The sequence below is a fragment of the Devosia algicola genome (assembly GCF_028816455.1).
Lineage (GTDB): Bacteria > Pseudomonadota > Alphaproteobacteria > Rhizobiales > Devosiaceae > Devosia > Devosia algicola.
The window spans coordinates 2,559,969-2,571,894 of record NZ_CP118246.1 but is presented as its reverse complement, the minus strand read 5'-3'; the positions used below and the strand labels follow the sequence as shown (position 1 = coordinate 2,571,894).

At 57.6% G+C, this 11,926-nt stretch carries 7 protein-coding genes and 4 pseudogenes; 4 read left to right on the top strand and 7 right to left on the bottom strand.

The window, feature by feature from the left end; genetic code table 11:
- Positions 1 to 190 precede the first annotated feature (190 nt).
- Together PSQ19_RS13640 and PSQ19_RS13635 are read left to right on the top strand one after the other, a co-directional pair.
- Positions 191 to 337, top strand: coding sequence for a DUF1127 domain-containing protein (locus tag PSQ19_RS13640; RefSeq protein ID WP_282218180.1), 147 nt, complete (start codon positions 191 to 193; stop codon positions 335 to 337).
- A 103-nt stretch (positions 338 to 440) separates the two neighbouring features.
- On the top strand, positions 441 to 1,094 hold the full coding sequence (locus tag PSQ19_RS13635; RefSeq protein ID WP_282218179.1) for a DUF4386 family protein: 654 nt from the start codon (positions 441 to 443) through the stop codon (positions 1,092 to 1,094).
- Between the two features lie 383 nt (positions 1,095 to 1,477).
- On the opposite strand, the gene PSQ19_RS13630 is transcribed toward PSQ19_RS13635, so the two are convergent.
- Both PSQ19_RS13630 and PSQ19_RS19905 read right to left on the bottom strand, forming a co-directional pair.
- Complete coding sequence (locus tag PSQ19_RS13630; RefSeq protein WP_282218178.1) at positions 1,478 to 2,143, bottom strand: substrate-binding domain-containing protein; 666 nt, start codon at positions 2,141 to 2,143, stop codon at positions 1,478 to 1,480.
- A 66-nt stretch (positions 2,144 to 2,209) separates the two neighbouring features.
- Positions 2,210 to 2,311: pseudogene (locus tag PSQ19_RS19905) on the bottom strand (hypothetical protein); the annotation flags it as partial.
- A 137-nt stretch (positions 2,312 to 2,448) separates the two neighbouring features.
- Here PSQ19_RS19905 and PSQ19_RS13620 point away from each other — a divergent pair.
- A complete protein-coding gene (locus tag PSQ19_RS13620) occupies positions 2,449 to 3,369 on the top strand; it encodes a DMT family transporter (protein ID WP_282218176.1) in 921 nt (306 codons plus the stop codon).
- Between the two features lie 102 nt (positions 3,370 to 3,471).
- On the opposite strand, the gene PSQ19_RS13615 is transcribed toward PSQ19_RS13620, so the two are convergent.
- Positions 3,472 to 4,884 carry a helix-turn-helix domain-containing protein gene (locus PSQ19_RS13615; RefSeq protein WP_282218175.1) on the bottom strand — a complete coding sequence of 471 codons (1,413 nt, stop codon included), beginning with the start codon at positions 4,882 to 4,884 and terminating at the stop codon, positions 3,472 to 3,474.
- Between the two features lie 460 nt (positions 4,885 to 5,344).
- On the opposite strand from PSQ19_RS13615, the gene aceA reads away from it, so the two are divergent.
- A complete protein-coding gene (gene aceA / locus PSQ19_RS13610) occupies positions 5,345 to 6,628 on the top strand; it encodes an isocitrate lyase (protein ID WP_282220706.1) in 1,284 nt (427 codons plus the stop codon).
- A gap of 184 nt (positions 6,629 to 6,812) precedes the next feature.
- On the opposite strand, the pseudogene PSQ19_RS13605 reads toward aceA, so the two are convergent.
- The 4 genes and pseudogenes from PSQ19_RS13605 to PSQ19_RS13590 form a co-directional block, all read right to left on the bottom strand.
- A pseudogene (locus tag PSQ19_RS13605) lies at positions 6,813 to 7,888 on the bottom strand (ABC transporter ATP-binding protein).
- 10 nt (positions 7,889 to 7,898) lie between these two features.
- Positions 7,899 to 10,140, bottom strand: a pseudogene (locus PSQ19_RS13600) (glycoside hydrolase family 2 TIM barrel-domain containing protein).
- 14 nt (positions 10,141 to 10,154) lie between these two features.
- Positions 10,155 to 10,968 (bottom strand): annotated as a pseudogene (locus PSQ19_RS13595) (carbohydrate ABC transporter permease).
- The gene (locus PSQ19_RS13590) at positions 10,965 to 11,855 is read right to left on the bottom strand and encodes a carbohydrate ABC transporter permease (RefSeq protein ID WP_282218174.1); all 891 of its coding nucleotides are present in this window, start codon (positions 11,853 to 11,855) and stop codon (positions 10,965 to 10,967) included. The pseudogene PSQ19_RS13595 and the gene PSQ19_RS13590 overlap by 4 nt, the downstream one beginning before the upstream one ends.
- Positions 11,856 to 11,926 lie beyond the last annotated feature (71 nt).

Sequence of the window (11,926 nt, the reverse complement as noted above, 5' to 3'; positions counted from 1 at the left end):
ATACCATAACGGCCATTTGTCTTGGAAGACTATCCAAAGCCGATTCTCACCTTTTACTTACGCCATGGAAAGACCGGCGGGCACATGCATTCCGATGCGCAACTGCATCGAAGTCGTGCAGCCCTTTTGTTCAATTGTCCGCCGGACTTCTCATCTAGAACCTCCCGCCATCGAAACAACGGAGGTTGTCATGTCTTTCACCCGCATCATGGCCAATTATGCCTTGCACCGCCGCCGCCGTCTGGCTGCGTTGGAGCTTTCCGATCTCAGCGAACGTCAGCTTCGCGACATCGGCCTCACCCGATACGACATCCGCGCTGCAATGCAACGCCGCTAACCTGAAAGGATTCAGAGATGACAAATGCTAAAACAGTCAGCCCACTCAATTCGCTGCGTCTTGCGAGCCTGGCTGATGCTTACGGGACAAGCCTCTTTATATCGTGGCTACCCAGTTTCACACGGGTGGCGACGCGAACAACCACCAGGCGATCTTTGCCCATTATGCTGTAGATGGCATCTGGTCGAGCGTGCATGTGGGCCAGTTCGCAGGCATGGCCATGTTGCTCGCCGGTCTTATTGGGCTCGGTTTCGTGCTGGAGCGCGATAGCGGCCGGGCGAAGTGGCTGATCCGCGGTGGCGCTGCGGCGACGGCAGCAACCCTGGCCCTCTACGGTGCCCTTCAGGCTGTGGACGGTGTAGCGCTAAAACAGGTCGTAATGGCGTGGGTCAGCGCTCCCGAAGCCGAAAAGGCGGCTCGCTTTGCGACCGCAGAGAGTATCCGCTGGCTCGAATGGGGCATGCGTAGCTACCAGGACTTCATGCTGGCCCTTGCCTTACTGCTGTTTGCCAGCGTTATTGCGACGACAAAATCAGTACCGCGAATTATAGCTTTGCTCATGGCACTGTCCGCATTCGCTTATCTTGCGCAGGGGTGGATTGCCGGGACTGAAGGGTTCTCGTCGGCACAGTCGATTGCCATCGTCGCATCCTGGGTTTTTGGCCTCTCATGGATGATCTGGCTCGCCATTGTGGCGGAGCGTCTTAATGAAGGCCAGGCCACGACGATCGCGGGTGGTCGCGCCGCTGCACTCTAGACGCACAGTACGCGACGGCTACGATAGTGGCGTGCGGTTCGAGGCATAAAGGCTACCGCCCGCCACCGCACCCTGGATTGTCATGGTGCCTATAGTGTTGCACCGAACGAGCGGTCGGTAATCTGGCCGAATTGGCCGCCACATGCGTGGTGGTGAAAACGCAATTGGGGTGGCGTCAGCCCGCAAATTGTCAGACCCTCAATGTCTCGCGTGCGCAACGCCGCTTCTAGGCCGGTACCGATGAAGGGGGCCGTTTCATGTCATTTGATAATGTCTGCGGCCCTTCAAATTTCGAAGACGCACTTGCAACGAGGTGACGTGACCGCCCCGATGGATCTCAAGCTTTAGGCGGCATTCGTAAGGGCCAAGCGGCTGCTCGACGATCACGGCTCAGCGATTTCGGCCCGCCTTGTGTTCATGGTCCTGACAAGGCAATTGGCCACGGTTCGGACCCGGCGCGAATGTGCCAGATCGGCGTGGATCGCAAGGAAGATGGGCAGTGTCATCCGCGCACCATCCGGCAGTCTGTCGGCCACAAGATTCAGCCCTTCGCGGCGAGCCAACACATGGGGAAGCACGGCAATCCCGACGCCCCGTGCAACGGCCTCGATCTGGCCCGCCAGCGTGTTGACCGAAAGTCGAGGTGCCCGATCGGCACCAAAGGCGCGCGACCAGTTGAGCAAGGTCCGCACCGCTTCCTGATCGGGCCAAGTCACGAACCGCTTGGGCATGTCGTTGCCGGCGGGACCATAAAGGCCAATACCCAGACTGCCGATTTGCCGCACCACGAGATGGCCACGCTCTGGCCGAACCAATCGCAGGGCAAGGTCGGCGTCGTGGCGGTCGAGGTTGACCGTGGCCGCACTGGACAGAATCTCGACATTCAGCCCTTGATGCTGCGCTAGGACTTGTGTCAATGCGGGCAGGATGATTGGCGCGATCAGCGTTTCAATGCTGGCAAGACGCACCAGCCCGGTGACGTCATCCTGCGATCCCGCCTCGGCGTGTAACCCCAGCATGGCCAGTTCTGCCGCCTCTGCTCGCGGCATCAGGGCCTCGCCCTGATCCGTCAGCCGATAGCCGCTTTGATGGCGCAGGAAAAGCGGAACCCCGAGCGCGCGTTCCAGCCTGTCGATTCGGCGCGCGACGGTTGCCGCACCGCCCCCAAACGCTGCGCTGCTTCCGACAAAGTGCCCGCGCGCGCAAGCGCTAGAAATATCCTCGTATCGTCCCAGTTAAGCAGATTCATCATTTTCCATTTTTGAAAAATAATCCGCCGATCCTAGCGCTACTTATATGATAACGAAAAGTGTAAATGCGCCTTTCGATCTGGAAAAACGCATATGAGGCGTAAATGTCTACTATCGACGTCACTCCCGCCAAACCCGCACTGTCGGACGGTGGAGCCCTGGCAACCAGCGCACTTGCCGCCATTTTTTGGGGCACGAATTTTGAGGCAACACGCATCGTGCTCGAACATCTCTCGCCCTGGACGGCTGCTGCGGATCGATTCGCGATTGCTGCGGTTGCCATTCTCGCTTGGTTGGGGTTAAGCCGCGGCATCGACCTTCAGGTTTTGAAACGGAACTGGCCGGCATTCGCGACGCTCGGCATTGTTGGAGTGGCCGGCTTCAATGCGGTCTTGTTTCTGGGCATGGAGACGTCGAGCCCGGTCACAGCAGCACTGATCATGGGGACGACGCCGCTGACAACAAGCTTGCTCGACGCGCTTTTGCAACGTCGTAAACCAAAGACCATTACCATAATCGGCATGGCCATCAGCCTGATCGGTGTGGCGATGACGGTCGGAGCTTTTTCGGGGACGCACTTTGCAAGTGGCGATCTTTTGATTCTGGCCGGCAGCGTCGGCTGGGCGCTTTATACCATCGGTTGCCGCAACTGGGTGCGCGGGGCCGCGGCGATCGAGACTGCCGCCTGGACGATGTTTTTTGGGGCCATCGGCCTACTGGTGATCGCCTTTCTGATCGAGTCCCCTGTGCAAGAAGTGCTGCAAACGACTTCGGTTACGCAGCTGGTCGTGGTCTACATGGCGTTGGTCGGCTCGGTACTGGCCTACATCTTCTGGCAGGTCGGTATTGCAGTCCGAGGGCCCGCGGCTACCTCGATTCTGTTCAATCTGGTTCCGGTCTCTGCCCTTGTCGTTGCTGTATTTTTTGGTCGAGTGCCTGCGCCGCCTCAACTGGCCGGTGTTGCCATCGCAATCCTGGGTGTTGTCATCGCCAGCGGGAAGGTACGCGTGCCGCGACGGCAGTAGATTGCCGCCCGCATGCTCTAAAGCGGGTCTGGAAACTGAAGTCCAATTGACGGCGCCCGATTGATTCATGCAGCGTCGTCACACTCCCGCACATTGCAGCAATCACAGCCCGCTCATAAGGCCATATAGGCTACGGGGGCGGATTTCGTCGCGCAGGGTAAAACGATAGTCGGCGGGCGGGTAGGCCCGTTGTCCGCATTCGAGGCGCGGGCAGATTCGGCAGCCCACCCCGATGGGTACCAACTGGCTCTCGCCGCTCAAATCAATGCCGTCCGAATAGATCATTTCCTTGGCGTGATGGATAGAACAACCGAGCCCGATCGACATGTATCGACGCGGTGCATTATAGCGATGGTCGCCCTTGGCGATGGTCCGGGCTATGCAAAAGTAACTCCGCCCATCCGGCATCTGCGACAGCTGGATATTGATCTGCTCGGGGCTGAGAAACGCCGAATACACATTCCAGCGCGGGCAGGCGCCCGAGTGGCGCGGAATATGAATGCCCGAGAGTGAGAACCGTTTCGAGATATTTCCGGCAATGTCAGTCCGAACCAGATGTAGCGGTATCCCTGTGGCGCCTGGTCGCTGCAAGGTCGTCATGCGGTGGCAAACCTGCTCGAAACTTGCGCCGAATCGTCGCCCGATGCGCTCGATATCATAGCGATGATCCTTACAGGCGCGCAGGAATGGCGCGTAGGGCATTGTCAATGCCGCGGCGAAATAGGCCGCCAATACGTTGCGGGCGAGGCCAGGCGCGTCACCCTCGGGCAGCCCGGCCGCGTCGATGATCGCATCGATCTCGTCGCCCGCAGCCAATTGCCCGAGCTGATGTGCGACGAGAAACAGCGCCGATTCCGTCGGCAGGATATCGGATACCAGCAGATGCTGCCGCCGTTGATCGAACTGTCGGGCAATGCCATTGGCCAGTGACGCCAGCCGCACCTCAATACCAAACACATTGAACAGATAGGTCCACAATCCATGGCCGAAATTGTCGCCCGACCTGTCGATATCGGCGCGTATGCGTTCGGCAGCCGCTTCGAGAGTCGGGAAGTGGTTGGCATGTTCCTGCAGGAAGTCCGAAATGGCGTCGGTGGCGAGATGAAATGGTTCGGCTTCACCTTGGATATTGGCAGCCGGACCCGACTTGGCCAGGAGCCTATAGCGGTCGTAGAGCTTGAGCACGGCCCGCGCTGCCTCTGGGTTCGACTGTGCGAGGTCCCGGATTTCGAGATTGGTCACGTCGCTATCGGCGAAAATGTCGTCACCGAACGCCTCCATCAAGTCACCCAGCAATCGTCCCTCGTCACTGTCCACCAAGTCGCCGGGCTCTACGCCAAAATAGCCGGCGATTGAGAACAGCAGCGGCACCGTGATCTTGCGGCGATTATGCTCAATCAGGTTGAGGTAGGCTCGCCGAAATGCCCAATGTTCGCGCCAGATCGGCTTGTGAAATCCGCTTCTGACGGCGCAGCCGCTTGATACGACCGCCGATCTGCTTGTCTTGTATTTCACTCATTTGCCCTCCGCGCAATCTTGACAGGCTTTACAGTTTTGCGTCGAAACTTGACAGTGTATTTACAGATTTACAGCCTGATTGTAGCTTATTTCTTGCATGTTCTACTCGTTTGTCAAATGTTTACACAACAACCGAGGAGAATTGCGAATGAGCCCGTCCATCAGTGAACGCGTGGAATATCTGACCATCATTGCCCACTCGGCCAGCGCCGCCATGGCCCAGTTCAAGGCGCGCCAGTTGGGCAAGCAGGGCTACACCATAGCTGGCAAGATTGGTCGCCATCAGTTTTCGCTCGTGACGGGCGACACTAGCACCGAGCCTATTGTCCGGCGACGGCATGATCGCTGCCACCTTCATCCGCAAGGTCGTCGCCTAGTCGCCACACATACCCTGACATCACCCTACCAACAATGCCGCCAAGACGGTTGGCAAACCATGTTCCGAGGAGGACACAACATGCTCGACAAGACCAGATTCCCGACGCCCGACTATGCACCCGATCGCTGGCGCAACATCACCCGCAGCTACACTCAGGTCGACGTTACGCGGCTATCAGGGTCCTTGCCAATTCACTATACATTGGCCGAGAACGGCGCGCGCCGCCTCTGGGAGTTGCTGCACAGCGAGGATTTTGTGCCCACCCTCGGCACCTTCACCGGCAATCAGGCGGTGCAGCAAGTCAAGGCCGGTCTCAAGGCCATCTATCTCTCAGGCTGGCAGGTAGCGGCCGACGCCAACTCTTCGGGCAACATGTATCCCGACCAGAGCCTTTATCCGGTTGATAGTGTCCCCAGTGTGGTCAAGCGCATAAACAAGGCACTGCAACGTGCCGACCAAATTCAGACAATGGAGCAGGCCGACGGTCTGGACACAACAGAGATCGACTTTTACGTGCCCATCATCGCGGACGCGGAAGCCGGATTTGGAGGTTCGCTCAATGTGTTTGAATTGATGAAGGCGATGATAGAGGCCGGTGCCGCCGCCGTGCATTTCGAGGATCAGCTGGCATCGGAAAAGAAATGCGGTCATCTGGGCGGCAAGGTGCTGGTGCCCACCAGCCAGTTTATCCGCACGCTCACCGCAGCTCGTCTCGCCGCAGACGTCATGGGCGTGCCGACACTGATTATGGCCCGCACCGACGCCGAGGCCGCGCGGTTGATTACATCCGATATCGATCCTTACGACGCCCCTTTTGTTACCGGTGAACGAACCTCGGAAGGATTTTATGTCCTCAAGGGCGGCATCGATGCGGCCATCGCGCGCGGAATCGCCTATGCGCCCTATGCGGACCTCATTTGGTGTGAAACCAGCAAGCCGGATCTGGCCGAGGCCAAAAAGTTTGCCGAAGCGGTACGCAAAGCCCATCCCGAACAGATGCTGGCATATAATTGTTCGCCCAGCTTCAATTGGGCCAAGCATATGGACGAGGCCGCCATGGCCAGCTTCCAGCGCGAAATTGCCGCCATGGGGTACAAATATCAATTCATCACGTTGGCCGGTTTCCACAATCTCAGTCTTACAACCTTCGAGTTGGCGCGGGCCTACAAGTCCGAAGGCATGGCAGGCTATTCACGCCTGCAACAGGCCGAGTTTGCCGCCGAGCCGCATGGCTTCTCTGCGGTTCGCCACCAGCGCGAGGTCGGAACCAGCTATTTTGACGCGGTATCGCTTGCGGTGAGTGAAGGCAAAAGCGCGACCACGGCGATGGGCGAGTCAACCGAGACAGCGCAATTTCACTAATGGGTAACCGGACGCGCAGCTGACACCGGCGTCGCTAACGGCGTGGGTGTCAGCTATTTTTCGGCAGTTGAGGACATGACCCACACACCGGCACTGTCGTCGGGATGACATGTCCAAGACCTGCCTAAAATAGTCGCGCGACCTCCAAACCGAGCGCAATGACTGAGTCGTCTCGGCACCATTGCTAACGTATGCGATTGCCGTCGGCGCCGAACAGCAAGACACTTGTCGGGTTAAACCGCGCGACGAAATCCTGGCCGGTCTTGACGGCACGGGCGTCCCGCGCGGCGACAGTGATTACCTCGCCATCATTGTGACTGGCATAAACATAGGTTTCGCCGCCGAGATGCTCGATCATTTCGATTTTGAGATCGAGTTTTGTGCTGCCGTCCGGCTCGAATTGTTCGGGACGAATGCCAACAGTGACTTTGGTGCCCGCAGCAGGCCGGACTACGCTGTCGTGCAGCGGGATGATCTGGTCACCATAGTCGAGCAGGCGCACATCCGAGCCGGATTCAGCGACCACACCCTTGAGGAAATTCATCTTCGGCGACCCGATAAAACCGGCCACGAACAAATTGTCGGGGTCATCATAGAGCGTTAACGGGCTGCCCACCTGTGCCACCGATCCATCGCGCAGCACCACAATCTTGTCGGCCAATGTCATCGCTTCGACCTGATCGTGGGTGACGTAAATGATTGTTGTCGCCAGTTCCTTGTGCAGCCGCGCAATCTCGATGCGCATGTGCACCCGCAACTCGGCATCGAGGTTGGAGAGCGGTTCGTCGAAAAGAAACACCTCTGGATGGCGCACGATGGCACGTCCGATCGCCACACGTTGGCGCTGCCCGCCCGACAACTCGCCCGGCCGGCGATGCATGAGCGGGGCCAGGCTCCAGGATACGCGCCGCTTCATCGACCTGCCGGTCGATCTCGTCCTTGGCGACGCCGGCGAACTTGAGCGCAAAACCCATGTTCTGACGCACACTCATATGCGGATAAAGCGCATAAGTCTGGAAAACCATGGCAATCCCGCGTTTGGACGGATCGACATCGTTCATGCGCGTCCCGCCGATATCCAGGCTCGCCCTCGGTAATTCCCTCAAGTCCGGCAATCATCCGCAATAATGTGGACTTGCCGCAACCGGACGGACCAACGAAAACCACGAACTCGTTCGGGTCGATATCGAGATCAATGCCCTTGATCACTTCGACGCTGCCAAAGGATTTGCGAACGCCGCGCAGTTTCAATCCACTCATGCGATTTTCCTCATTCCGCTTTGAGTTGAACAGTTGTTGTGCCCAAGCGTTCGCTTGTCACAGTAACCGAGACAGGTCCGGTCGTGCCCGTCGATTCCAGCCAGAACCCCGTCGCGCCGCCACGCAATGATACAAGTTTCGGACCATGCACAACCGCGGCGCCCTCAACAGAGATACTGACCGGCTCGAACAGAAACGGCATCTTGTTGCCCGCCTGATCCAGTGCCCGCACCATGACGCGGACGCTATCCTTGCCTTGGGCGGCCAATATCTCGCGATCCGGTGTGACTTGCAGCGTCGTGAGCACCGGATTGGCAACAAATTTGGCCGTCTTCACCGGTTTGTCGTCGACATAGCCGACGATCTTGGCGTCTTCCCATACCATCCCCCAGCGTCCGAGTTCGTCGGCGGAAAAATGCCGGCGGTCGATGATGACTGGCGGATGGGGCAGGTACGGGAAGCGCTCGACGTCCGGTTTGATCCGTTTTGGTGGATTGGCGCCGTAGGTAAACTCAACTTCGTCGCAATTGGTCAGAACGATCAATGGCAGCACGCCGCCAATATTGCGTTCGCCCCGTGCCCAGAAGGTCACTGGCGCCAACACGGGATCATTGTCGGGTTCAGCCTGGCTGGCATAGGCGTAGGCGGCAAATTTGGGCTCGCGATACATATCCATCACGCCATGATGGCAAATACGATCGCCCGAGCCGAAATCGGCATGTGTATTGTAATCGAATGCACACCAGCCGATGCACCCCGAAATGGCCGGATCGCCATAGGTTGCGTCGAGTACCTCAAGATGACGGATCACATGCTCGGCCTGCCGCTGCTCCTGATCGTAGCTTTTGGTTGGATACATGTGCCCGTTATATTCGGTCACCAGGTAGGGAACCGGCCGGTCGAGGCCAGTGGTCTCGGCCACCGGGCGCAGGGGCGTCCGTGGCCGATTGCCGCCGAGTTCCTCATTGCCGAGGATGAAGTCGTTCATCGTATAGACGTCTTCGAGCATTTCGCTCTCGGTGATGTAGCGAACGCCCCCGGTCTGCCGGGTCGTGTCGAGTTCATGGGCAACGCGGTTCGTCTCGGCATAAAAGTCGTGATCGTCCTGACTTTCGTTGATGCGCACGCCCCAGATGATGATCGAGGGGTGGTTCCAGTCTCGTTCGATCATGCGGCGGACATTTTTGACCGATTCCGTCTTCCAGTCGGTACCGCCAATATGTTGCCAGCCGGGAATTTCCTCGAAAACCAGCAAGCCGATCTCGTCGCAGCGGTCAAGGAACCAGCTTGACTGCGGATAGTGCGAGGTGCGTACCGTATTGAGTTTTAGCGCATGCTTGAGGATGTCTGCATCCCGCTCCTGTGCGGCGCGTCCCAGCCCATAACCGGCGTGGGGAAAGGACTGATGCCGGTTAAGACCGCGGATTTTGAGCGGCTGGCCATTGAGCAGGAAGCCGTCCGGCGTGAATTGAGCACTACGAAAGCCAAATTTGGTCTCGGTGGCATCGGTGCCATGCGGGGTTTCGAGCACCAGGCTCGATTGCATAGAGTTTGGGGGTGTCGATGTCCCACAATTTTATGTTTTCGAGGCCATCAAATGCGAGGGCGATATCAGTCCCGGTCACTGGCAACGACGTCGTTGCCAGTACCGTGTCGCCGTCCCGAAGTGTGGCCCGGATGGTGCCGGAAAGAGCTTTGTCCTGCGGATTGGCCAGGGCAACGGCAATTCTGACCGATCTGCGCCCTTCAAGCACATTCGGTGTCTCGATCTTCTGGTTGGCGATAAAGAGGGGTGGCGTCACCCGCAACCAGGCATCACGGTAGATGCCAGCATAGGTGAGATAGTCGATCATCGCGCCGAACGGCGGAATCTGAGGGTTTTCGCTGCCGTTGATTGTCACGGTCAAAAGGTTGTCACCATCCTTGAGCAGACCGGTCAGCCTGGCCTCGAAGGGCGTATATCCATCCTTGTGCGCGGTGATTTCATTGCCGTTGAAATAGACTTTGGCATCGGCCATTGCCGCATCGAAACGCAGCGTGACTTCCTTGTCCGCCCAGGCGGGGTCAGGGCGGATCAGTTTTTGATAGGCGAATGGTTTTTGGTAGGCCTTTTCATCGAAATAGTTGAACGGCAGTTCGAGCGCGTTATGCGGCAGCACAATTGGTTCGCCCTCCACGAACGCCGATGTCAGTGCATCGGTGGGATCGGCGTGGAACTGCCAGTCGGTATTGAATGATTGGATCGAACGCATCGTGAAAAGTGTGCCTATTTGACGGAGCCCAACATCCCCTGCACGAATTGTCGCTGCAGGACGAAGAAGATGATGAGCGTGGGAAGAGTGGCGAGCACGGTGGAAAGCAAGATCACGCCGAAATCGGGTGTGTAGGCCGACGTCAGAGACGATATCACCAGGGTGATGGTCTTTTTGTCCTCCGTCTGTAGCACGATGAGCGGCCACAAATAATTGTTCCAGGCTCGTCATGAAGACGATGATGGTCGCGGCCGCATAGGTCGAGCGCATCGAGGGCAGATACACAAAAAGGAAAATCTGCCATTCCTTTAGGCCATCAACGCGGGCGGCATCGCGCAATTCACCGGGAAAGGCCTTGGTGGCCTGCCGGAAATAGAAAATGATGAAGATCGAGGCGACGGTGGGCAGAATGACCGCGGTAAAGGTGTTGGTCAGATGGGCTCGCGAGATCATCACAAACAGCGGCACCATCAGGGCGGCAAACGGAATGGACAATAGTAGCAGCAGCACCTGGAAAATGCGCTCGCGCACGCGCGATCTGAAGATCTCGAATCCATAACCGGCCAGCGACGATACGGCGAGTGTCAGCACTGTTGCGGCTATCGCCACCACGGCTGAATTCCAGAACACTTGCGCCAGGTCGACCTGGGCCAGCAAATTCTGAAAATTCGCCACAAGGTTGGTGCCTATAGTGCTCTTGCCGGTCACGATGTCACGGGACTCGTTGGTGGCCCCTACCACCATCCAGTAGAACGGAAATATCGAAATGAACGTGGCAATGGACAGTGACAGATATACCGCCGCCCGGCGAACGATCATGAAGTTCATGCTGTCCTCCGGCGGTCGCGGGCGATCATGAACTGAGCAATGCTCAGGATCGCCACCATGATGACGATGACATAGGACACAGTTGCCGAATATCCGAAGCTGGGCATGAAGCGGAATGTCAGGTTGTAGATGTAAAGCGACAGGGTCAGCGTCGCGTCCCCGGGACCGCCTTGGGTGATGTTGTTCACTTCGTCGAACAATTGCAGTGTGCCAATGGTTGAAATGATGGTGGTGAACAGGATCACTGGCTTCAACATTGGAATGGTGATCTGGGTGAAGCGGGCCCATGCCGGAACACCATCAATGCGTGCCGCCTCGTAAATCGATTTATCGACATTTTGCAGCGCCGCCAGGTAGAAGATCATGTTGTAGCCAGTCCAGCGCCAGGTGATGGCAAGAATGATGACGATCTTGGCCCAAAACGGATCGGTAAGCCATGGAATGGGGTCGCTGACCAGATGGGTTGCCAGCAGCACATTGTTGACAACGCCGTCACCGGAAAACATTGATTTGAACAAGACAGAATAGGCGACAAGCGAGGTTACGCATGGCAGAAAGATTGCGGTGCGGAACAGGCCCCTGAAGCGCAGCGTCGAGTCGTTGAGTGCCACGGCGAACAGCAGGGCGAGGATGATCATGATGGGCACCTGCACGATGAAAAATATGCAGGTATTGGTCAGCGCGCGCAGAAAAACCGGATCATTGAGCAAGCGGTTGATATTGGCGAGACCACCGAACTGGAAATTGGTGCCGCGTCCGACCTGAAAGCTCATCCAGAGCGACCATAATATCGGATAGATCATGAAGATACCGATGAGCACCATGGCGGGCATGATGAATGCCCATCCATTTAGCTGCGCGTTTCGGTCGAAACGAGTTTGAGCCATGCCGCCCTCCAAATCACGCTCAATCGTGCCACCACGGCCATGTCAGTGCCGTATGATGGTATGCGAAGAGC

Bases quoted from the DNA above. Each gene is read 5' to 3' on its own strand.
- PSQ19_RS13640 (WP_282218180.1), top strand. From the start codon at position 191: ATGTCTTTCACCCGCATCATGGCCAATTATGCCTTGCACCGCCGCCGC.
- PSQ19_RS13590 (WP_282218174.1), bottom strand. From the start codon at position 11,855: ATGGCTCAAACTCGTTTCGACCGAAACGCGCAGCTAAATGGATGGGCA.
- PSQ19_RS13630 (WP_282218178.1), bottom strand. From the start codon at position 2,143: ATGCCGCGAGCAGAGGCGGCAGAACTGGCCATGCTGGGGTTACACGCC.
- PSQ19_RS13620 (WP_282218176.1), top strand. From the start codon at position 2,449: ATGTCTACTATCGACGTCACTCCCGCCAAACCCGCACTGTCGGACGGT.
- aceA (WP_282220706.1), top strand. From the start codon at position 5,345: ATGCTCGACAAGACCAGATTCCCGACGCCCGACTATGCACCCGATCGC.